We start from the raw sequence: 21,191 nt of genomic DNA on the forward strand, positions 1-21,191 counted from the left end.
CACCCACGCTCGTCCCCGCCGGAAGCCGGTACCAGTGAGAGAACTGCCTAGGCAAGCCGGTACCAGGCACGTGGTTCGCCCGATGTGGACACTGGAGGCATGGAGACCACCGAGCTGGGCGACTTCCTCCGCGCCCGCCGTGCCGCGCTCGACCCGGCCCGCGCGGGCTTCCCCGACGACGGCAGGCTCCGCCGGGTGCCGGGCCTGCGGCGGGAGGAGCTGGCGCAGCTCGCGCACATCAGCGTCGACTACATCGTCCGGCTGGAGCAGGGCCGCACGCGGCGGGTGTCCGGCCCGGTGCTCGACGCGCTCGCCGACGCCCTCCAGCTCGCCCCGGACGAGCGCGCCTACCTGTTCACCGTCGCCGAGGCCGTGCCCGCCGCGCCCGCCCGGCAGCCGGGCAGGCCGAAGGTCGACCGGCAGCTGCGGCAGCTGCTCGACGGCATGCGGGACATCCCCGCCATGATCCTCAACCGCCGGATGGACGTGCTGGCCTGGAACCGCGGGGCGGCCGCGTTGCTGACCGACTTCGGCGCACTGCCGCCGAGCGAGCGGAACCTGATCCGGCTGACGTTCCTCGACGAGCCCTACCGCGCCCTCTACGCGGACTGGCCGCGTGCCGCGCGCGAGTGCGTCGCCGTGCTGCGGATGGAGGCCGGGCGCAACCCCGGCGACAAGGCGCTGGCCGCGCTGATCGGCGAACTGAGCGTGCGGGACGCGGACTTCCGCACCTGGTGGGCGAGCCACCAGGTGCGCGGTCCCCGTGAGCTGGTGAAGACGTACCTGCACCCGGTCGCGGGCCCGATCACGCTCGACGTCCAGCAGTTCTCCGTCGACACCCAGCCGGACCAGCAGCTCGTCGCCTACACGGCGGAGCCAGGCTCGCCTTCGCAGGCAGCGCTGGACTTCCTGCTGGCCGTCAGCCCCGCGGCGCCGGTGAGCTGATTCAGCGCGCCGCGGTGAACAGGCGGCGGCTGACCAGCGCGAGGATCACCAGCAGCACCACGGCGAACCCGGTCAGCGCGCTCTGCACCGACACCAGCTGCGTGGCCAGGCCGAGCCCCAGCACGGGCACGACGAGCCCGACGTAGGCGGCGAGGAACAGCCCGGCGAGCGCCTCGCCGCGGCCCTCGGGCGGCGCCACCGACAGCACGATGCTGACGGCCGCCTTGAAGCCCGCACCGGCACCGCCGCCCGCGAGCACCCCGCCGACGAGGAACAACGCGAGGCTCGGCAGCTGCACCGCGACGGTCACGAGCACGACGCCGAGCACGAGCGCGCCGAGGCCGTAGCGGAGCTGGTTCCGCAGCCCGGCCCTGGACAACACGGTCTGGGCGACCGCCGCGGCGGCGAACACCGCGAACGACGCGACCCCGGCCAGCGCGTGCGAGTGCTGGTGCAGCACGTTCGCCAGGAACGCGGGCGCGAGCGAGGTGAACAGGCCGAACACCGCGAACTGCACCAGCGCCGCCGCACCGGCGGCGAAGTACCGGCCGCGGGCCTCGCGCGGCACCGAAACCCGCTGCGGGCGGTACTTCACGCGCGACGGTTCGACGGTCTCCGGCACGAGCGTCAGCGCGAGGACCCCGAGCAGCATCAGACCCTGGAACACGAGGTACGGCACGTGCAGCGGGTCACCGACGTACTGGGCCAGCAGGCCCGCGATGAGCGGGCCGAGCCCGATGCCGCCGAGGTTCGCCGCCGTGCCGACGAGGTCCGCGCGGGAGCGCGACGCGTCGGGCCGCGCGGCGAGGTGCAGCTCGGTCAGGTGCGCGGTCGCCGTCGCGGTGAGCATGCCGATGCTGATCCCCGACACGAACCGCGCGACGAGCAGCGCCGGCACCGAAGTCCACGCCAGGAACACCACCCCCGCGAGGATGTTGACGAGCACCGCGGGCACCAGCACGCGCCGCCGGCCGACCCAGTCGGAGATGTGCCCGGCGAGGAAGAGACTCGCGAGCACGCCCACGGCGTACGCCGCGAAGATCAGTGTGACCGTGAAGGAGCCGAAGCCCTCCTTGGCCTGGTAGAGCACGTACAGCGGAGCGGGCGCCGCCGAGAACGCCATCATCACCGCGAAGGTGTAGGCCACGAGCCAGAAACCGCGGCCGTGCGGCCGGGAGCCGCCGACCGCGACGGCGGGCAGGCTCGTGTAGGTGCCGGATGTGGTCACCGGAAGGTCCTTTCTTGTCCCCGTTCTTCCCCGTTACCCACTTTCCCTCCGCCGATCGATCACGTCCAACGAATGTTTGTGCATGCTGCTATCTCTCGTCTAGATTGTTGACATGGAGCTGCGTCAGCTCGCCTACTTCGTCGCGGTCGCGGAGGAACTGAGCTTCACCAAGGCGTCCCGGCGGCTGCGCGTCGTGCAGTCCGGGGTCTCCACCGCGATCCGCGCGCTGGAACGGGAGGTCGGCGCGCCGCTGTTCGTCCGGGACAGCAGGCACGTCCGGCTGTCCGACGCCGGGGCGGCGATGCTGCCCAGCGCCCGCGCCGCACTGGCCGCCGCCCGCGCGGCCCACGACGCGGTGCAGGCGCAGCACGGTGAGCTGCACGGCTCGATCGTGCTCGGCAGCATGCTGACGACGCCGGGCGTCGACGTGGCGGGCGTGCTCGGCCGGTTCCACCGGGCGCACCCGGCGGTGCGGGTCCGCGTCCAGTTCTCCCCCGCCGGTTCGCGGGGTCACGTGCACGCGCTGCTCGACGGGACCATCGACGTGGCTCTCGCGTCGTTCCCCCGGCGCCCGCCGCCCGGCCTCGTGACCGAGACGCTGACGACGGAGGTCCTGCAGCTCGTGTGCGGTCCGGACCACCGGCTCGCGCATGCCGGCGAGGTGCGCCTGGAGGACCTCGCCGACGAGACGTTCGCCGAGTTCCCCGACGGCTGGGGCACGCGGGACCTCGTGGACCTCGCCTTCGACCGGCGCGGGCTGAGCAGGCAGGTGCCGCTGGAGGTGCCCGACTACGCCACCGCGGTCGCGTTGATCCGGCAGGGCCACGTGCTCGGCTTCGTCCCCGACAGCGTCGCGCGCGACAACGCCGAACTCGTCGTGGTGCCGATCGCGGGCGAGCAGCTGGCCTGGAACGTCACGCTCGCCACCTCGGCGACCCGCCCGTTGTCGCGGCCCGCGCTGGTGCTGATGGCCGAGCTCCGGCGCGGGCTCGTGACCTGACCGGCTTCCTTCACCCCGCTTGAGGCTTTCGTTGATCAACAGGAGGCGCGGTCGGCGAAAGTCTCAAACCGGTGATCAAGCGCTAGGCTGGGCCGGTGGCGAAGCTCCGCATCACGGACCTGGCCAGGATGGCCGGGATCTCGGTGCAGCAGGTCCGCAACTACGTCGATCTCGGGGTGCTGCCGCCGGTCGAGCGCACCACCAGCGGCTACCGCGTGTTCACCGACACCCACGCCGAGGCGCTGCTCATCGTGCGGCAGCTGGCGGACGGGCACGGCTGGGAGCGCACGCGGACGATCATGCGGGCGGTGCACGCGGGTGACCTGACGACGGTGCTGGCCACCGTGGACGCGAGCCACGCGGAACTCCACCGGGAACGCGCCGACATCGCCAGGGTCGTCGGCGCGTTCGACGAGATCGGCCGGGCGCCGGCCCGGTCCCTGCCGCGGCGGCCGCTGCGGATCGGCGAGGTCGCCGAGGTGGTCGGGGTGCGCACACCGGTGCTGCGGCTGTGGGAGCAACGCGGCCTGCTGAAGCCGGACCGCGAGTCCGGCACGGGCTACCGGGTGTACGGGCAGGCGGAACTGCGGAAGGCCGAGGTGGTCGCGTTGCTGCGGCGCGGTGGTTACCCGTTCTCGGTCGTGCAGGCGGTGCTGGGCGAGCTCGACCCCGGCGGCCGCCCCGAGCGAGTGCGGGCCGAGCTGGGCAAGCGCGAACAGGAACTGCAGCGCCGCAGCCTGCGGCGGCTGCGGGCGTCAGCGGCGTTGTCCGCGTACCTAAATCACTGAAGCGCCTTCTCGAACGCCAGCGGCCCGATGGTCTCGGGATCGGCGGTGACGTCGAACAGCGGGGTGTAGCCCGCCGCGAGGTACAGGGCCTTCGCCTCGGGCTGGCGCGGACCGGTGGTGAGGTACACGCGCTCGTAGCCGCGGGCGGCGGCCTCGCGTTCCAGCTCCGCCACCACGCGCCGCGCCAGGCCCCGGCGGCGATGCGCCGAATGCGTCCAGATGCGCTTCAGCTCGGCGGTGCGCTCGTCGTACCGCTGGAAAGCGCCGCCCGCCACGGGTTCGCCGTGCTCCAGCACCAGCAGCAGCGCGCCGTGGGGCGGCGCGAACCGCTCACGCGGGTAGCCGCGCAGGTCCTCGTGCATCGCTTCGAACGTGCCGCCGTAGCGGCTGGAGTACTCGTGCGCCAGCTCCGCCAGCAACGGCGCCACGCGCGGGTCGTCCTGGTCCACGGCGAGCACCTGGAACGCGGTGTCGAAGGTCGTCACGTATCCCGGCAACCCGCCTCCGCGGCGCGGAATTCCCGGCTCATCCGACGAGCAGCACGTCCAGGGTGCGCGGGCCGTGCACCCCTTCGACGCGGTCCAGCTCGATGTCGCTCGTCGCGGACGGCCCCGAGACGAACGTCAGCGGCCGGTCCAGGGTGAGCCGGGCCAGCGCTTCGGGCACGGTCGCCACGATCTGCCGGGCCCGCACCACGCACAGGTGGTAGTCCGGCACGAGCGTCAGCGCGCGGCGGCCCTGGCCGGGCCCGGCGTCGAGGACGATCGTGCCGGTCTCGGCGATCGTCACGGCGCAGCCGGTGAGCACGCCACCCGCCGCGTCCAGCTCGTCGACGGTCAGCGGCGGCTCGTCGGTGAGCCACTCGACCCCGTCCACGTGCCAGTCGCGCGGCAGGCCCGGCGGCGCGATCATCGACCGCGGTGCCCGCTGCCGCAGGGCTTCCGCGATGGCGGCGGGCAGCCCGTCCTCGTCGACGCGGCGGACTTCGGCGCGGTAGTCGGCGATGCGCTCCGCCGCCAGCTCCACGACGTCCGGGTACTCCCGCGTCGTCGCGTACTCGCGGGGCACCGGGCCTGGCTCCGGCCGGTCACGCAACGCGGTGCGCACGCGCGCCAGTATTTCCGCTCGGGGGTCAGCCACGGTTGTTCCTCCACCAGCTACGGAAGCTTTCCCGCGCGGGCAGCGGCGCGTCCCGCGAGTCCGTCCACAGTGAACCCGGCCACGGCAGCTTCGTGACCTTCCCGCCGGGCATGAGGGACCGCGCGAGCGAACCGGCCTTCTGCGCGGCCTCGTACTTCCGCGGGTCGCCGAACACCTGGGCCAGCGCCTTCATCGCGATCCGCTCCGGCGAGGCTTTCGGTTTCGCCGCAACGGTTTTCGCCCGCAGGTGGGTGAGCACCTCGGGGATGTCGATGCGGACGGGGCAGGCCTCGAAACACGCGCCGCACAAGGAGGACGCGTACGGCAGGGACGCCGCCTGCTTGTCGTGCGGGTCGGCGACCAGCTGCGGGGTGAGGATCGCGCCGATCGGGCCGGGGTAGACCGAGCCGTACGCCTGCCCGCCCGTGCGCTCGTACACCGGGCACACGTTGAGGCACGCCGAGCAGCGGATGCACCGCAGCGCCTGCCGCCCGACCGGGTCCGCGAGCGCCTCGGTCCGGCCGTTGTCCAGCAGCACCAGGTGGAACTCCTGCGGCCCGTCCCCTGGCGTGACACCCGTCCACACCGAGGTGTAGGGGTTCATCCGCTCCGCGGTGGACGAGCGCGGCAGCAGCTGCAGGAACACCTCCAGGTCGCGCCACGTCGGCACCAGCTTTTCCAGCCCCATCACGGTGATCAGCGTCCGCGGCAGGGTCAGGCACATGCGGCCGTTGCCCTCGGACTCGACGACCATGATCGAGCCGGTGTCGGCGACCGCGAAGTTCGCGCCCGACACGGCCACCTTCGCGGTGAGGAACTTCTGCCGCAGGTGCTTGCGCGCGGCCTCGGCGAGCGCGCGGGGCTCGGCGGGCAGGTCGGCGGGCGCGCCCGGCATCTCACGCCGGAAGATGTCGCGGATCTCCGCGCGGTTGCGGTGGATCGCGGGCACCAGGATGTGCGAGGGCCGGTCGTGGCCCAGCTGCACGATCACCTCGGCGAGGTCGGTCTCGATCGCCGTGACCCCGCCCGCTTCGAGCGCCTCGTTGAGCCCGATCTCGGCGGTGGCCATCGACTTGACCTTGACGACCTCGTGCGTGCCCGCCTCGCGGGCGAGCCGGAGCACGATCTCGTTGGCCTCCGCCGCGTCCCGCGCCCAGTGCACGACGCCGCCGCGCGCGGTGACCGCCGCTTCCAGCCGCTCCAGGTACGTGTCGAGGTGGGCGAGCACGTCGTTCTTGATCGCCTCGCCCGCCCGGCGCAGTTCCTCCCAGTCGGGCACCTCGGCGACGGTCCGGGCGCGCTTGTCGCGGATGGTGTGCGTGGCGTGGCGGAGGTTGCGGCGCAGCTGCGAGTCCGCGAGCGCCTCGTGCGCGGCCTTGGGGAAGGCGGGGACGCCCAGCCACGTCACCGGGTTGCGAGCCACGGTTCCTCCTCCGTCGACGCCAGGATGTCGGCCAGGTGCACGGTGCGCACCCCGGTCCGGAGCCGGGACAGCCCGCCGCCGATGTGCATCAGGCAGGAGTTGTCGCCCGCCGTCAGCACCTCGGCGCCGGTGTCGAGCACGTTGCTCATCTTGTCGCCCAGCATCGCCGTGGACGTCTCGGAGTTCTTCAGCGCGAACGTGCCGCCGAAGCCGCAGCACGACTCGGCAGCGGGCAGCTCGACCAGGTCGAGGCCCTTCACCTCGCGCAGGAGCCTGAGCGGCTTCTCCCCCACGCCGAGCATCCGCAGCGAGTGGCACGTCGGGTGGTAGGTGACGCGGTGCGGGAAGTAGGCCCCCACGTCGGTCACCCCGAGCACGTCGACGAGGAACTCGGACAGCTCGTACATCCGCGGCGGGAGATCGCTTTCCAGCAGCTTCGGGTAGATGTCGCGCACCATCGCCGCACACGAGCCGGAGGGCGCGACGACGGCGTCGTAGCCCGCGAACGCCTCCCCCAGCCGCCGCGCCAGCGGCACCGTCTCGTCCCGGTAGCCGGTGTTGAAGTGCATCTGCCCGCAGCACGTCTGCGCGAGCGGGAAGTCCACCGCGCAGCCGAGCCGCTCCAGCAGGCGCACCACCGACTGGCACGTGTCCGGGAACAGGGTGTCCCCCAGGCACGTCGCGAAGAGCGCAACCCTGAGCGTCATAGATGCAACACTAGTGGCCGTTTCGGCCTACGGCACCGCCGGTCCGGTGTACCCGCACGGGCAGCGAGGCCCAGCCACGCAGCGTGTTGTTGAGGTGACGGCGCGGCGGGCCGGCGAGCTCGAGGCGCGCCACCCGTGCCGCCAGCGCCGTGACCAGCGCTTCCGCCTCCAGCCGGGCCACGTGCTGGCCCACGCACTGGTGCAGGCCCATGCCGAAGCCGACGTGCCCGGAGGGGTCGCGCGACAGGTCGAAGGCGTCCGGCCCGGTCCACCGCCGCGGGTCCCGGTTCGCGGCGCCGAGGAACATCAGGATCTTGTCGCCGGCGGGGATCGGCACGCCCCCGACCTCCAGGTCTCGGGTGGCGGTGCGGAAGAACGTCTGCACCGGGGACTCCCACCGCACCGCCTCGTCGAACGCCACGCGGGCCAGCGACGGCTGCTCCCGCAACCGCCGCCACTGCTCCGGATGGGTGGCGAACGCGTACAGCAGCGCGGCGATCCCGTGCACCGTGGTGTCGACCCCGGCCGTCAGCAGCGAGCGGACGACGAGCGGCGCCTGCTCGGAGGTGATGTCGCCGTGGTCGGCCGCGGCCCAGATGCGGGCGCCGAAGCCGTCCGGTGAAAGCGCTTCCCTGGCGCACTGCGCGTTGACCCACGCCGACAGCTCCGCCACGCGCGGCTCCCCCTTCGCGACGAATTCGTTGTGCGGGCCGAAGGCGTTGAACGCGTGGTCCCCGTAGGGCAGCAGGTGCTCGCGACCCTCCTTCCCGATGCCGACGGCGTCGGGGAACACCCGCAGCGGGAACGCCTGCGCGAGTGCGGGCACGGCGTCGAACTCGTCCTCGGCCAGCACGTCGTCGACGAGGCGCTCGGCGTCGGCGAACCACGCGTCACGCAGCTTCCGCAGCGCACGCGGGCCGAGGATCTTCGACAGGACCGCGCGGGGCGCGTCGTGGTGCGGCGGGTCGGCTTCGAGCAGCAGGCTCGGCGGGCGCCACGGCTTCTCCACGCGGAAGTTCGCCAGCCCCACCCCGGCGCCGGACTCGAAGCCCTGCCAGTCGGTGAGCGCGGCGTGCACCTCGGCGTAGCGGGCCAGCGCGTGGACGCCGTAGCGCTCCAGGTACGTCACCGCCCCCGCCTCGCGCAGCTTTTCGTGCAGCGGCAAGGGGTTTTCGAGCACCTCGGGACTGAACGGGTCGAGCATGGCTGGCTCCTTCACAGGTCGAGCACGAGGCGGTCGGTGAGGGCGCGGGAGACGCACGGGAACAGGCAGTCCCCGGCGGCCCGCTCGGCGTCGTCGAGGATCGAGTCGCGGTGGTCCGGCACGCCGTCGAGCACCGCGGTCTCACACGTGCCGCACACCCCTTGGCGGCACGAGGACAGCACCGCCGCCCCCGCCGCCGTGACGGCTTCGAGCACGGACTGTCCCGGCGCGACGGTGACCGTGCGGCCGGTCCTCGCCAGCGTCACCTCGAACGGCTCGCCGCGGGTGCCGGATTCGCGCAGCACGAAGCGTTCCGTGCGCAGCCGCCCGGCGGGCCACCCCGCGCACCGCGCTTCGACCGCGGCGAGCAGGGGCTCCGGGCCACAGCAGTAGACCTTCGTGTCGGGAGTGGTGTCGAGCCACGTGTCCAGGTCGAGCAGCCCGTACTCGTCCTGCGGGCACACGGTGACGCGCTCGCCGTAACGCGCCAGTTCGTCCAGGAACGCCATGGACCGCCGCGCGCGGCCGCCGTAGAGCAGCCGCCAGTCCGCACCGATCAGCTCGGCCTGGTACAGCATCGGCAGCAACGGCGTGATCCCGATACCGCCCGCGACGAACAGGTACCGCCGTGACGGCACGAGCGGGAAGTTGTTGCGCGGCCCGCCGATTCCCACGGTGGCCCCGACCGCCAGCCGGTCGTGCACGTACGCCGAGCCGCCCCGGCTCTCGGGTTCGCGCAGCACGCCGATCCGGTACGTCCACGGGTCCCACCGGTCGCCGCACAGCGAGTACTGGCGCACCAGCCCGCCCGGCAGGACCAGGTCCACGTGCGCGCCCGGGGTCCAGTCCGGCAGCCTGCGTCCCTGCGGGTCGGCCAGCGTCAGCGCCACGACCCCTTCGGCCACGGGCGTCTTGGCGACCACCCGTACCTCGACCATCGTCATCGATGCTCCTCGCGGAAGACGGAATGGCCCGAGGATGACGAGTGCGTGCGGCGCGCCTACACCCGATTCTCACTGAGTGAGAGAGCGGGCGATGCCGAGCGCCGTGGCCCGCAGCGCCGGGATCGTGGCGCGCGCGTTGTCGTCGTTGGGCACCACGACCCCGAGCGCGGCCACGACGGCACCGCCCGGTCCCCGCACCGGCACGGCGACGCCGGTCGCCCGTTCGTCGATGTAGCCGGGGCAGAGGGCGTACCCGTCACGGCGGATGTCGGCGAGCCGGGCCCGCAGCACCTTCGGGTCCGTCACGGTGAACCGGGTGTACGCGGGCAGCGGCCCGCTGAGCACCCGCTCCTGCAGCTCGGCGGGCGCATGCGCGAGCAGGACCTCGCCGGAGGACGACGCGTGCAGCGGCAGCCGCCCGGCGATGCGCGTCAGGTTGATCACCGCGTGCCGCGCGGACAGCCGTTCGAGGAACAGCACCTCGTCGCCGTCGAGCACGGCGAGCTGGGTGTGGTGGCGGACGACGGCGTGCAGGTCCTCCAGGTACGGCATCGCGGCCTCGCGCAGCGGCAATGTCGGCGACGCGCGGGAAGCCAGCTCCCACAGCCGCACGCCGATCCGCACCTTGCGGTCGGCGTCGCGTTGCAGCCAGCCGTAGCCCACGAGCCGCTCCACCAGCCGCGAGGCCGTCGCCACGTGCAGGTCCGCCCTGCGTGCCAGCTCGGACACCCCCAGCGCGGGCGTGTCCGGCCCGAACACCTCGATGATCCGCACGATCCGCCCGAGCACCGACTCCTTCGTCACCCCACCAGTGTGGGCCTTGTCAGCCCGGTACCACCCGAGAATGATCGTTCCATGGACGTGGTCGAGTTCAAGCCGGAACGCGAGCAGTACGCCTGGACCTTCGGCGGGGTCGAGCCGGTCATGCGGGTCGCGCCCGGCACCGCGCTGCGGCTGTGGACCGAGGACGCGTTCAGCGGCAGGCTGACCAGCCCGCACGACCTGCCGAGCGAGCACCTCGACATGAGCGAGGTGAACCCGCAGACCGGCCCGTTCTACGTCGAAGGCGCCCAGCCGGGCGACACGCTGGCGCTGCACTTCGTCGACCTGGAGCCGGCCCGCGACTGGGGCGCTTCGGCGACCATCCCGTTCTTCGGCGCGCTCACCGGCACCGACCGCACGGCGCTGCTGCACGACCCCCTGCCCGAGCGCACGTGGATCTACCAGCTCGACCGCGACCGCGACGTCGTGGTGTTCGAGGCGCTGCGGGGCGAGTTCCGGGTGGACCTGCCGGTCGCACCGATGCTGGGCACCGTCGGCGTCGCCCCGGCCGGGCGCGAGGTCCGCACGTCGATCGTGCCGGACACCTTCGGCGGCAACATGGACACGCCCGAGATGCGTGCGGGCGCGACGTGTTTCCTCGGCGTGAACGTGGAAGGCGCGTTGTTCTCCGTCGGCGACGGGCACTACCGGCAGGGCGAGGGCGAGTCGTGCGGGACGGCCGTCGAGGGCGCGATGAACGTGACCCTGATCGTCGAGCTGATCAAGGGCGGGGCCCCGGCGTGGCCCCGCATCGAGCAGGACTCGCACTACGTCGTGGTCGGCTCGTCCCGCCCGCTGGAGGACGCGTGGCGCGCGAGCCAGGTCGGGATGATCGACTGGCTGCACGAGCTGTACGGCCTCGACCGGCTCGACGCCTACCAGCTGCTGACGCAGGTCAGCGAGTCCCCGCTGGCGAACGTGGTGGACGCGAACTACAGCGCGGTCACCAAGGTCGCCAAGCGGTTCCTGCCGCCGGGTGAGGCGTTCGGCGGGATGCACCGGTACCTCCGTGAACAGGCCGCGGCGTTGTAAGGAGACACATGGACCTCCGACTGGCGGGCCTGAAGGCCCTCGTGACGGGCGGCACCAAGGGGATCGGCCGGGCGATCGTCGGCCAGCTGGCGGACGAGGGCGCGGCGGTGGCGTTCTGCGCGCGGACCGAGTCGGAGGTGGAGGCCACGGTCGGCGAGCTGACCGCCGCCGGGGCCACGGTGCTCGGCGGGGCGCTGGACGTCGCCGACGGCCCGTCGCTCGCCGCGTGGGTCACCGACGCGGCGGCGTCGCTGGGCGGGCTCGACGTCGTGGTGACCAACGTCAGCGCGCTGGCCATCGGTCCCGGCGAGGAGAACTGGCGGGCGAGCTTCGACGTCGACCTGATGCACACGGTCCGGACCGTGGAAGCCGCGATGCCGTTCCTGGAGCGCAGCACCGCACCGTCCATTGTGGTCGTTTCGAGCGTGTCGGCGCGGGAGATCGACTTCGCCGCCGCGGCCTACGGCACGATGAAGGCCGCGCTGGTGCACTACGCGCAGGCGAAGGCGTACGAGCTGGCGGGCAAAGGAATCCGCGTCAACAGCGTCTGCCCCGGCAACACGTTCTTCGAGGGCGGCGTGTGGGAACGGATCCAGCACGGCGACCCGAAACTGTACGACGAGGCACTGGGCCTCAACCCCACCGGCCGGATGGCCACTCCCGAGGAGGTCGCCTACGCCGTGACGATGCTCGCCAGCCCGCGCGCGTCGTTCATCACAGGCACCAACCTCGTGGTCGACGGGGCGCTCACCCGGGGAGTGCAGCTGTAGCCGCCTGGTCGTCGTCGCGGACGGTCAGGTGCGCGAAGTCCTGTCCCACCACGGCGTTCACCGGGCTGACCACGAACACCTTGTACGCGGTGGCGGCGTTCGCCTCGGCGACGGTGTTCCCCACGACCGGGATGGTGACCGGCACGCTGAGCCGTCCCGGCGGGACCACCACCTGCCGCGCGGAGTTGACGACCTGCGTGCCCGTGCCCGCCAGCGCCTGCACCGACACGGTCACCGGTTCCCGGCTGCGTTCCGACAGGCTCACGGTCATCGTCGCCGAACCCGCCCCTTCGTCCACTGTGGAGTCACTGATCGTCACCTGCGGCAGCCGGCTCGGGCCGCCCTGCCCCGGGGCGAAGTTCTGGAACGCCACGTCCGACAGGAACACCCCACCGGACGGGCTCGCCGTCGAGATCACGATCTTCCGGAGGTCGCGCGTGTTGACGTGCTTCAGCTGGGCGAGCGGCCACCGCACCGTCCGCAGCCAGGTCTTCGGCAGCAGCGTGCCCGAACCCGGCAGCGGGGTCAGGGCGTCGCCGAGACTCGACAGCGTCGCGGATTGAGACCGTCCCGCCCCGTCGACCACGGTGAGCGTCAGGTCGGCTGGCGCGTTCGCGTCGTCCAGCGCCGCCCGCACGGTCAGCGCGTCGTAACCGGCCATTGTGGACCGTGGCACGGCGATGCTCATCGACGACGGCGTGGTCCACGACAGGTGGAGCAGCGGCGTCGCCGTCACGTTCGGCCCGTAGTTGGCCGGGGTGAACGACGGGAACCGCGCCGTCGCGGTGGACGCGGTGCACGACGGCAGCCCGCTCTGCGGCGACCGCCCCGCCATGCTCGCGCAGTACTGGCCGAACGACGCGCTCACGTTCGCCGCGGGCCCCTGCAACGGGGCGACGTCCAGCCGCCGCGGCGACTGCGTCTCCTGCAGCACGGTCGCGGCGCCGACCTTCGCGGTGCCCCCGTCGAACAGCGGGGAAAACGCCGTCTCGTGTCCCATCACGAGGCGGAAGAAGCCCGCGATGTAGTCGACGCCCACCTGGTACTGCTCGGCGGCGGACAGCCGTGTGGTGGCCGGCGCGTTCATCCCGCACGTCGGGTCGTCCTGGTTGCCCCAGTCGTCGTTCGCGGGCGCGACCGCGACGCCCGGCGTCCACTCGGTGTTGAAGAAGTTGTGGTCGGCGCCCATCACCATGACGGACGCGCGGAACACCCCGTCGCCGGGGTGGGCGTAGCGGCTGTCGTCGTAGAAGTGCTGCCCCTGCTGGTTCGACACGTCGCCGTCGCAGTACGGCAGCACCACGGCCATCGGCACGTCCGGCAGCGTCTCGCGGCCGAAGTCGATCGGCGCCAGCGGCAGCACGGCACGCACGCCGTACGGGTGCGGACGGGCCGCGTTGAGCAGCGCCGCCTTGACCACGCCCTCACCGCCCCGCGAATGCCCCATCAGCCCCACATCGGACAGGTCGAGCTTGCCCCGCAACAGCGGGCTCATTCCCTTGGCGCGCCCGGAGTCCGCCTGCGCGAGCAGGTCGAGGTGGTCGAGCACGAGCTGGCCGCGCGCGGTGGTCCCGGCGTCCTCGCTGTACGGGTTGTCCTGAGCGTTGACACCGTCGGCGCTGATCGACACGACGACGTAGCCGTGGCTCGCGAGCACCTGCGCCGACTGGTCGTAACCGCGGTAGCTCGGGATCGGCTGGAACCCTTCCACACAGGGCCAGTGCGTGTTGTCCGTGGCCCGCGTCGCGGCGTTGTAGCAGGCGGAATGGCGGCCGTGCAGGAACAGCACGACCGGCCGCGGACCCGGTGCGGAGGGCACCCACACCGCCGCGCGTTCCTCGACGACCCGGTTACCGAGCCCGGGCAGCGTCAGCGCGCTGTCCCCGAAGTCGTAGTCCGCGCGGCTCACGGCGTACCGGCCGGGCGCCGACGGATCGGCGGGCACCGGGTTGCCCGGCCGCGGTTTCGTCCCGTGCGCCGGACCGCTCCGCTCGGTGCCCGCGACCTGACCGTTCCACGCGAGCTGCACCGACGACGGGTGTGCCGCCGCCGGATCCTCCGTGACGACGGTGAGGGTGCGGCCGTCCGGGGACTGCCGCGCGACACCGACGGAGTTGCCGTCCACGGCCAGTTCCGGCAGCGCGTCGCGCGCCTCCAGCTGGTCCGGCAACCGCAGGGTCACCTGGTAGCCACCGGCCACCGGCGTGACCGACCACGGCTGTGCGGCCTGCGCCGGCGCGAGCCCGGCACCGGCCAGCAGTACGGGCAGCAGCAAACCGGGCAGCAGCGTTCGGCGCATGAGCACTCCTGACGGGGAAAGACGGGGCCCGCGATCGCGGGCCGCAAGATCACCCTAAGCAAACCGTTGCCACGAAACAAGTTTCGGCCGAATGGCCTAATGACCGTCCGTCCGATGTGGAAATCTGTTCGTAAGGCGGCGAAACTCCCCCGTAACGAACGGCACCTAGCGTTCCGCCTCGGCCCACTCCGGTGAGAAATGAGGCGCTGCAGTGAATTCCGCGAAACTGTCCCGGCGCACGGTGCTCGGCACCGCGGTCGCCGGTACCGCACTGACACTGGCACCCGGCACCGCGGCGGCGGACCCGGCAGCACTGCTGCCCACCCCCGGGCAGCTCCCGCACCGGCCCCGGCTCGTGGACTACGAGATCCTCGAACTGGCCACGATGCTGCGCACCGGCCGCACGTCGAGCGTGGAACTGACGCGCGCCTACCTGGACCGCATCGCGAAGCTCAACGGCCCGTTCGAGGTCTACGGCAACAACGGCCTGTACAACGCCTTCGTGCGCATCGACGCGGAGGGCGCGCTCGCCGCCGCGAGAGCCGCCGACCAGCGCATCGCCGGCTTCCGCAGGCACGGCGGCGCGCTTTCCCCGCTGTGCGGGATTCCCATGGGCATCAAGGACTCCATCGGCATCAAGGGCCTGGCCGCACAGGACGGCAGTACCGCGTTCGCCGGCAACAAGGCGCTCCAGGACGCCACGGCCGTCGCGCGGTTGCGTGCCGCGGGCGTGGTGTTGCTGGGCGCCACGATCTGCTCGGCCTTCTCCGGCTCGATCACGGGCACGTTCGCGGGCAACGCGTGGAACCCCGACTACGTCCCCGGCGGTTCCAGCCAGGGCTCCGGGGTGGCCCCCGTCGCGCGGCTCGCGGCGGCCTGCCTCGGCGAGGAGACGGGCGGCAGCATCATGTGCCCGTCGGCGGCGAACGGCGCCAGCGGCATCAAGCCGTCGCTGGGCACGGTGTCCATCGCCGGGCTCATGCCGCTGTCCCCCGGCTACGACGTGCTCGGCCCGATCTCACGCTCGGCGCGGGACTCCGCGGTGATCCTGAGCACGATCCTCGGGCCGGACGGCGTGAACGACCCGCAGACCCTCTCGGCCCCGATCCCGTTCCCCGCCATCCCCACCGCCCCGCGCCCAGGACGCAGGCCGTTGCAGGGCTTGACGATCGGGATCCCGCAGACGGACTGGATGAACGTCGGCGGGAGCATCAAGGTGGGGGTGTCCCCGCAGTCCACCTACGGCGCGGGCCACCTGCAGGTGTTCCAGCGCCTGGTGTCGCAGCTGGAGGGCCTGGGCGCCCGCGTGATCCAGTTCCGCGGCCTGGACATGACCGACCCTGCCCAGAACCCGTGCTACTCCTCGGCCGACGTACTGGCCACTGTGGACGGTTCTCCGGTGTCGCCGTCCGCGGCGGTGGTCAACGCCAACCGGTACGAAGTCCGTTACGTCGCCGCGATCGCCGAGTTCTGCGCGAGCGGGATCCCGTCGCCCGAGGCGGTCGCCACGCTGACGAACCAGTACGGCCGCCGCGCCCCCGGGGAGAGCACGCCCAGTTTCGCCAGCGCCGACCGGTTCAACGGCGGCATCCCCGCTTCCGCGCGGTACGAGGGCGAGCGACGCCGGCGCACCCTGATCGCCAACTACACCAAGGCACTGCGTGACGCGGGGGTGGATTTCATGCTCGTGCTGACCCTCGGCGACGTGATCGGCAAACGCTCCGGTGGCACCGGCTTCCCCGTGTTCCGCGCGTACTACCAGGTGCCCAACGCGCTGGCTGGCCGATGGTCAGCTTCCCCGCCGGCTACGTCCAGGGCCTGCCCGTCTCGGCGCAGTTCTGGGGGCCGCGGTTCTCCGAACCGGAGATCGTCCAGGCGATGATCGACTACCAGTCCCGTTTCCCCGAGTACCACTCGGCCGCTCCCGCCGACCCGGAGCCCGCAGCCGCGAAGATCGCCCCGATGGCGGTGCCGGACGAGGGGCCGTCGAACGACCCGGTGCTCGGTGAGCAGGCCGTGCGGGAGGCGTTGACCCGATGAGCGTCGAAGAACCGGCCCGTTTCCTCACCGTCGGCTTCGGCACCCCCGTCGCGATCGGCTTCCTGCCGCAGGCCCCGACCGGCGAGGAGGGCGAGCTGCTGACCGTGGGGTGGGGCGCGAAGCTCGGCACGTCGTTCCTGCCGTACGACCCCGAGGACGAAGAGGTCGGCCCGGCCTGAGCGGGTCACAGCAACGCGCGCAGCCTCGTCAGCGCGCGGTGCTGCGCCACCCGCACCTGCCCGGTCGTCAGCCCCAGCACGAGTGCCGTGTCGGTCGCCGACAGCCCGGTCGCGACGCGCAGCAGCATGATGTCGCGGTCCAGCGGCGGCAACACCGGCAGCAGGCCCACCAGGTCGTCGGCCACATCGGGCTTCCCGCCCGGCGCGAGGTCGTCGACCGTGCGCACGAGCACGCGGTAGAGCAGCCGCAGGAAGGGCCCGCCGGTGTAGCCGGGCACCGCGGTCAGCACCGCGCGCCCGGCTTCCGCGGCCACCTCGTCGGCGAGCCGGTACGAATCGCCGCGCCGTCCCAGCCGCGCGCGGCAGTACCGCACGAGCAGGGGCCCGACCGCCGCGAGCAGCTCACCGACGCGCTCGGGCTCCCCCGTCGCCGCCCCGCGGGCCAGCCGGTCCAGCACCGGCCCACGGGGCATCGACGGCGGTACCTGCTGACCCGTCGCCTGCCCGTCCACGCTCAGGCGTCGGCCAGCGCGATCACGCTGAACAACGCGCCCTGCGAATCGGTGAGCACGGTGAAGCGGCCGACCGGGACCTCGGTCGGCGGCACCACGATCCGCCCGCCGAGCTCGCTCACGCGCGCCACGGCGTCGTCGGCGTCCGGAACGGCGAAGTAGACCATCCAGTGGTCGGGGACGTCGGCGGGCCAGCGCTCGTCCATCACCATCATCCCGGCGACCCTGGCCTCGCCGAGCCGCCACACGTCGTAGTCCGGCTGCGCCTCCCGCCGCCAGCCGAACACGGACTGGTAGAAGGCGATCTCGGCGTCCCGGTGCCGGGTGGTCAGCTCGTTCCAGCACAACGCGCCCGGCTCGTTCACCAGCTCCGCCCCGGCGAACCCCCGCGGCTGCCACACACCGAACGCGGCACCGGCCGCGTCGGCGAACAGCGCCATCCGCCCCGTCGAGGGGATGTCCATGGGCTCGACGAGCGCCTGGCCGCCCGCCGCCGTCACCGCCTTGACCGCGATGTCCGCGTCGGCCACCGACACGTAGGTGGTCCAGTTCGGCGGCACCTCCGGCGCCGGGACCGGCCCCAGTCCCGCGACCGGCCGCCCCCGCAGCTCACACATCCGGTAGCCGCCGAACTCGGCGCCCTGGTCCACCGCCGTCCACCCGAACAGCTCCCCGTAGAACCGCGCCGCCCCTTCGACGTCGGTCGTGCCCAGATCCACCCAGCACGGCGTGCCCGGTTCGTAGTCCGTCCGCTCCACGCTGCAGCACCTCTTCCGACTCCGCATGCCCTCCTCCCCGAGAATCTCCTCCCCGGCCGCCTCCCGGTTAGGGCCGAAAGCCCTCTCCTGGGACCCGAAAGTTCCACAGTGGACTGACCGGGTGGCCCGGAAGCGTGGCACGACAGCGGGAAGTAACACCAAGTTCGTCCATCCGGTGACTTGCCGCTGACGGCGCCGAGTTCCTACCCTCTACCGAGGGTGATGGACATGACACGTGAAGTGATGCTCGATCTGCTGCCCGCGCTGCTGCGGCGCGCGGTCCGGGTGGTGCCCGCGGAGGAGGACGAGGACTCCGGTGCCCCGCGGCACGCCGGGCTGGCCAGGCTGGCCGAGAACGGCCTGCTGCACCGGCTCGCGCCGGGGTACTACGCGCTCGTGCCGACCGATCGGATCGGCCAGGACTGGCAGCCCGACCTCGAATCGGCGGCGTGGGGCATCGCCGCGGCCGACGACGGCCCGCGCTCCGTGGCGCTGATGGGCCTGTCCGCCGCCCGTGCGCACGGCGCGCTGGCGGACTCCCCCGGTGCCGCCGTCATCGCCACCACCCGCAACCGGCCGACGCTGCGCTTCACCGACCGCGACGCCACCGTGTCCTTCGTCCGCCGCGACCCGCGCCGCCTCAAGATCGAACGGCACACGAGCACACTGGGCAACGGCTGGGTCACCACCGTCGAACAGACCCTGCTCGACCTGGCCGCGTACCCGCAGCTGGGCGGCAGGCCCGACCTGGCCGACCAGGCGGTCACCGGGCTGATCGACAAGGCCGACCCGCACGTGCTCTACAGCCTCGCGAGCGCCCAGCGCAGGCTCGGCGCGCTCGACAGGATCCTGCTCCAGGTGTGACCACACCCCGCCCGCCGCGATCTACAGTGGCAGGGTGGTGAGGATCAGCAGCGGGGAACTGCGGGGCACGACCGGCGAGTCGGGGCTGCACGTGTTCCGCGGAGTGCCGTACGCGCGGGCGGACCGCTTCGCGCCGCCGGAACCCGTCGAGCCGTGGGCCGGTGTCCGGGACGCAACCCGGCACGGGCCGATCAGCCCGCAACCACCGGTCCGGCCCGAGTCCGTCATGGGCGTGCCGGAAGAGCACGAGCAGAGCGAGGACTGCCTCAACCTCACCGTCGTCACCCCGGGTACCGACGACCGGAAGCGGCCCGTGCTGGTCTGGCTGCACGGCGGCGCGTACGTCACCGGCGCCTCGTCCTTCGCCTGCTACGACGGGCAACGGCTCGCCGCCGAGGGCGACGTGGTGGTCGTCGGGGTGAACTATCGACTGGGCGCGCTGGGCTACCTGAAACTCGACGGGGTCTCCCCCGGCAACCTCGGGCTGCTGGACCAGCTGGCGGCGTTGCGCTGGGTGCGTGACAACATCGCGCATTTCGGTGGCGACCCGGAACAGGTCACCGTGTTCGGGCAGTCCGCGGGCGCGCACTCGATCGCCTGCCTGCTGGCCGCCCCGGCCGCCGACGGGCTGTTCCGCAGGGCCGTCCTGCAGAGCGCGCCCATGGCGCTCAAACCGCTGACCCCGGCGGGCGCGGCCCGCATCGGGCGCTACTTCACCGCCGCGCTGGGCACCGATCCGCGCACCGCGAGCGTGGCGGAGATCCTCCAGGCGCAGCAACGGGTCATCGTGCGCGCCGCCGGTCCCGGCGGGCTGTACTCCGTGCCGCCGTTCCGCCCCGCCGCGGCGGCCGACCCGTTGCCCCCGGCCGCGTCGATGGTGCGCCGGGCCCGTGAGGTCGACGTCATCATCGGTACCACCAGCGCCGAGATGAACACCTTCCTGAACGGCAAACCGGGGATCACGCAGCTCGAAGCGCTCCCGTTCGTCGGGCGCCGGGGCGTGGCCGCGGCGAAGGCGGGGATCACGCGCTGGATGTTCGACGCCCCTTCGCGCCGCCTCGCCGACGCGCTGGCCGCGGCGGGCGGCCGCGTGTTCACCTACCGGTTCGCCTGGCACGCCCCGGCGTCCACCTACGGCGCGTGCCACTGCATCGAACTGCCGTTCCTGTTGGGGGACCGGGAATCCTGGGCCGCGGCGCCCATGCTCGCCGGCACCGAATGGGACGAAATGGCGCAACTGGGGCGGAAACTCCGCTCCGCGTGGCTGGAGTTCGCGAAGACGGGCGCGCCTTTGCCGGAGTGGCAACGGCATTCGCCCGGTGCGGCGCCGGGGATGAGGTGGGTGGAAATTGGTCCGGACCTGCGGGCTCGCCGCACCCCGGTCGCCGGAGTAGGGTGAGGCGGGTCCTGTCCCCCACCGCACAGGGGCGTGCCCCATGGGATCTTCCGTCCGCTGGCTCCAGGTCGTGCTCGCGATCGTGCTGGGCGGCGCGTTCGCCGCGGCGGGCACCTCGCACGCGCAGGGGCTGACGCCGCGCCAGCAGGCGGGGCAGCGGGTGGTCTACTCCTACGCGGGGCTCACGCCGCCGCAGTCCCTGCTGGACCGGATCCGGGCCGGTGAGGCCGCCGGGGTGATCTTCTTCGGCGAGAACGTCCAGAGCACCCAGCAGATCGCCGCGGTCGTCAAGCAGCTCCAGGACGCCAACGCGCAGAGCCCGGTCAAGGCCCCGCTGCTGCTGATGACCGACCAGGAAGGCGGCCAGGTACGGCGCCTGCCCGGCGAGCCTGCGCTGTCGGAGAAGCAGATCGGGCAGTCGGCGGATCCGGTGGCGGCCGCGACGCAGGCGGGCACCGGCGCGGCCCGCACGCTCGCGGGCGTCGGCATGAACGTCAACCTCGCCCCGGTGCTCGACGTGTACCGCACCGAAGGCGACTTCCTGGACCACTACGGCCGTTCGTACAGCAAGGACCCCGCCGTGGTGGGCAACCTGGGCAAGGCGTTCATCACGGCGCAGCAACAGGCTCGCGTCGCCGCGACGGCCAAGCACTTCCCCGGCCTCGGCGCGGCGGCCCGCGACCAGAACACCGACACCGACCCGGTCACCCTCGACGTGCCGCTGAACACCCTGCGCACGGTGGACGAAGCCCCTTACCCGGCGGCGATTTCCGCCGGGGTCAAGCTCGTCATGGTCTCGTGGGCGACGTACCCGGCGCTCGACACCACCCACCCGGCGGGGCTGTCGGCGACGGTCGTCCGGCAGGAACTGCGGCAGCGCCTCGGTTTCACCGGCGTCACGGTCACCGACGCGCTGGAAGCGGGCTCGCTGCGGGCTTTCGGCGACACGGGTCAGCGCGCGGTGGCCGCCGCGGCCGCCGGGATGGACCTCATCCTGTGCTCCGCGCGCGACACCACGCAGGGCGACCAGGCGGCGGACGCACTCGCCGCCGCGGTCCAGTCCGGCAAGCTCGACCCGGCCGACTTCACCGCGGCCGCCGATCGCGTCACCGCACTCCGCACGAGCCTTTGACGGCTACT

Annotated in this window: 22 protein-coding genes; 11 read left to right on the forward strand and 11 right to left on the reverse strand. The window is 72.7% G+C overall.

Translation table 11 applies throughout. The features are described from left to right. The first annotated feature begins 99 nt into the window (after nucleotides 1-99). Nucleotides 100-945: a helix-turn-helix transcriptional regulator gene (locus tag BMZ92_RS19990; protein WP_091509793.1), complete on the forward strand. Its 846-nt coding sequence runs from the start codon at nucleotides 100-102 to the stop codon at nucleotides 943-945. A gap of 1 nt (nucleotide 946) precedes the next feature. On the opposite strand, the gene BMZ92_RS19995 is transcribed toward BMZ92_RS19990, so the two are convergent. Beyond that, a complete protein-coding gene (locus tag BMZ92_RS19995; RefSeq protein WP_245783149.1) occupies nucleotides 947-2,173 on the reverse strand; it encodes an MFS transporter in 1,227 nt (408 codons plus the stop codon). Between the two features lie 112 nt (nucleotides 2,174-2,285). On the opposite strand from BMZ92_RS19995, the gene BMZ92_RS20000 reads away from it, so the two are divergent. Together BMZ92_RS20000 and BMZ92_RS20005 are read left to right on the forward strand one after the other, a co-directional pair. Next, the gene (locus BMZ92_RS20000) at nucleotides 2,286-3,173 is read left to right on the forward strand and encodes a LysR family transcriptional regulator (RefSeq protein ID WP_091509795.1); all 888 of its coding nucleotides are present in this window, start codon (nucleotides 2,286-2,288) and stop codon (nucleotides 3,171-3,173) included. A gap of 95 nt (nucleotides 3,174-3,268) precedes the next feature. After that, the gene (locus tag BMZ92_RS20005; RefSeq protein ID WP_218153503.1) at nucleotides 3,269-3,961 is read left to right on the forward strand and encodes a MerR family transcriptional regulator; all 693 of its coding nucleotides are present in this window, start codon (nucleotides 3,269-3,271) and stop codon (nucleotides 3,959-3,961) included. On the opposite strand, the gene BMZ92_RS20010 is transcribed toward BMZ92_RS20005, so the two are convergent. The 7 genes from BMZ92_RS20010 to BMZ92_RS20040 form a co-directional block, all read right to left on the reverse strand. Beyond that, complete coding sequence (locus BMZ92_RS20010; RefSeq protein ID WP_218153504.1) at nucleotides 3,955-4,446, reverse strand: GNAT family N-acetyltransferase; 492 nt, start codon at nucleotides 4,444-4,446, stop codon at nucleotides 3,955-3,957. The genes BMZ92_RS20005 and BMZ92_RS20010 overlap by 7 nt on opposite strands. 40 nt (nucleotides 4,447-4,486) lie before the next feature. Next, nucleotides 4,487-5,101 carry a LutC/YkgG family protein gene (locus BMZ92_RS20015; protein WP_091509797.1) on the reverse strand — a complete coding sequence of 205 codons (615 nt, stop codon included), beginning with the start codon at nucleotides 5,099-5,101 and terminating at the stop codon, nucleotides 4,487-4,489. Beyond that, on the reverse strand, nucleotides 5,094-6,524 hold the full coding sequence (locus tag BMZ92_RS20020) for a LutB/LldF family L-lactate oxidation iron-sulfur protein (RefSeq protein ID WP_091509800.1): 1,431 nt from the start codon (nucleotides 6,522-6,524) through the stop codon (nucleotides 5,094-5,096). Before BMZ92_RS20020 ends, BMZ92_RS20015 begins: the two co-directional genes overlap by 8 nt. Next, nucleotides 6,506-7,231, reverse strand: a complete 726-nt coding sequence (locus BMZ92_RS20025) for a (Fe-S)-binding protein (protein ID WP_091509802.1) — start codon at nucleotides 7,229-7,231, stop codon at nucleotides 6,506-6,508. Before BMZ92_RS20025 ends, BMZ92_RS20020 begins: the two co-directional genes overlap by 19 nt. 10 nt (nucleotides 7,232-7,241) lie before the next feature. Then, the gene (locus BMZ92_RS20030; RefSeq protein ID WP_091509804.1) at nucleotides 7,242-8,435 is read right to left on the reverse strand and encodes a cytochrome P450; all 1,194 of its coding nucleotides are present in this window, start codon (nucleotides 8,433-8,435) and stop codon (nucleotides 7,242-7,244) included. Nucleotides 8,436-8,446: 11 nt separating this feature from the next. Then, entirely contained in the window at nucleotides 8,447-9,379 is a 933-nt protein-coding gene (locus tag BMZ92_RS20035) for a PDR/VanB family oxidoreductase (protein ID WP_091509806.1), read from the reverse strand. 69 nt (nucleotides 9,380-9,448) lie between these two features. Further along, nucleotides 9,449-10,183 (reverse strand): IclR family transcriptional regulator, encoded by a 735-nt coding sequence (locus BMZ92_RS20040; RefSeq protein WP_091509809.1) that lies wholly within the window; start codon nucleotides 10,181-10,183, stop codon nucleotides 9,449-9,451. Between the two features lie 51 nt (nucleotides 10,184-10,234). Between BMZ92_RS20040 and BMZ92_RS20045 the strand changes: the two genes are divergently transcribed. Both BMZ92_RS20045 and BMZ92_RS20050 read left to right on the forward strand, forming a co-directional pair. Next, a complete protein-coding gene (locus BMZ92_RS20045; RefSeq protein ID WP_091509811.1) occupies nucleotides 10,235-11,233 on the forward strand; it encodes an acetamidase/formamidase family protein in 999 nt (332 codons plus the stop codon). A gap of 8 nt (nucleotides 11,234-11,241) precedes the next feature. Next, on the forward strand, nucleotides 11,242-12,003 hold the full coding sequence (locus BMZ92_RS20050) for an SDR family NAD(P)-dependent oxidoreductase (protein WP_091509813.1): 762 nt from the start codon (nucleotides 11,242-11,244) through the stop codon (nucleotides 12,001-12,003). On the opposite strand, the gene BMZ92_RS20055 is transcribed toward BMZ92_RS20050, so the two are convergent. After that, nucleotides 11,981-14,302: a poly(ethylene terephthalate) hydrolase family protein gene (locus BMZ92_RS20055; protein WP_091509816.1), complete on the reverse strand. Its 2,322-nt coding sequence runs from the start codon at nucleotides 14,300-14,302 to the stop codon at nucleotides 11,981-11,983. The two genes, BMZ92_RS20050 and BMZ92_RS20055, sit on opposite strands and share 23 nt — an antisense overlap. 211 nt (nucleotides 14,303-14,513) lie before the next feature. On the opposite strand from BMZ92_RS20055, the gene BMZ92_RS20060 reads away from it, so the two are divergent. From BMZ92_RS20060 to BMZ92_RS20065, 3 genes are read left to right on the forward strand one after another with little or no spacing between them, the layout of a single operon-like run. Continuing rightward, on the forward strand, nucleotides 14,514-16,184 hold the full coding sequence (locus BMZ92_RS20060; protein ID WP_091509818.1) for an amidase: 1,671 nt from the start codon (nucleotides 14,514-14,516) through the stop codon (nucleotides 16,182-16,184). Further along, the gene (locus BMZ92_RS37450; RefSeq protein ID WP_177228780.1) at nucleotides 16,181-16,342 is read left to right on the forward strand and encodes a hypothetical protein; all 162 of its coding nucleotides are present in this window, start codon (nucleotides 16,181-16,183) and stop codon (nucleotides 16,340-16,342) included. Before BMZ92_RS20060 ends, BMZ92_RS37450 begins: the two co-directional genes overlap by 4 nt. Next, complete coding sequence (locus BMZ92_RS20065) at nucleotides 16,339-16,521, forward strand: hypothetical protein (protein ID WP_091509821.1); 183 nt, start codon at nucleotides 16,339-16,341, stop codon at nucleotides 16,519-16,521. Before BMZ92_RS37450 ends, BMZ92_RS20065 begins: the two co-directional genes overlap by 4 nt. A gap of 5 nt (nucleotides 16,522-16,526) precedes the next feature. Here BMZ92_RS20065 and BMZ92_RS20070 read toward each other — a convergent pair whose 3' ends face one another. Then, nucleotides 16,527-16,994, reverse strand: a complete 468-nt coding sequence (locus BMZ92_RS20070; RefSeq protein WP_091509897.1) for a sigma factor-like helix-turn-helix DNA-binding protein — start codon at nucleotides 16,992-16,994, stop codon at nucleotides 16,527-16,529. Nucleotides 16,995-17,035: 41 nt separating this feature from the next. Then, nucleotides 17,036-17,791 carry a VOC family protein gene (locus BMZ92_RS20075; protein WP_218153505.1) on the reverse strand — a complete coding sequence of 252 codons (756 nt, stop codon included), beginning with the start codon at nucleotides 17,789-17,791 and terminating at the stop codon, nucleotides 17,036-17,038. A gap of 228 nt (nucleotides 17,792-18,019) precedes the next feature. Here BMZ92_RS20075 and BMZ92_RS20080 point away from each other — a divergent pair, with 228 nt between their 5' ends. Genes BMZ92_RS20080 through BMZ92_RS20090 form a run of 3 tightly spaced genes read left to right on the forward strand, consistent with a single transcriptional unit; the run spans nucleotide 18,020 to nucleotide 21,183 of the window. Then, the gene (locus BMZ92_RS20080; RefSeq protein ID WP_143249901.1) at nucleotides 18,020-18,655 is read left to right on the forward strand and encodes a type IV toxin-antitoxin system AbiEi family antitoxin domain-containing protein; all 636 of its coding nucleotides are present in this window, start codon (nucleotides 18,020-18,022) and stop codon (nucleotides 18,653-18,655) included. A gap of 34 nt (nucleotides 18,656-18,689) precedes the next feature. Further along, complete coding sequence (locus BMZ92_RS20085; protein ID WP_091509827.1) at nucleotides 18,690-20,054, forward strand: carboxylesterase/lipase family protein; 1,365 nt, start codon at nucleotides 18,690-18,692, stop codon at nucleotides 20,052-20,054. 37 nt (nucleotides 20,055-20,091) lie between these two features. Beyond that, nucleotides 20,092-21,183, forward strand: coding sequence for a glycoside hydrolase family 3 N-terminal domain-containing protein (locus BMZ92_RS20090; RefSeq protein WP_091509829.1), 1,092 nt, complete (start codon nucleotides 20,092-20,094; stop codon nucleotides 21,181-21,183). The last annotated feature ends 8 nt before the right edge of the window (nucleotides 21,184-21,191 follow it).

Origin of the sequence: Amycolatopsis sacchari (assembly GCF_900114035.1) — a bacterium.
Lineage (GTDB): Bacteria > Actinomycetota > Actinomycetes > Mycobacteriales > Pseudonocardiaceae > Amycolatopsis_E > Amycolatopsis_E sacchari.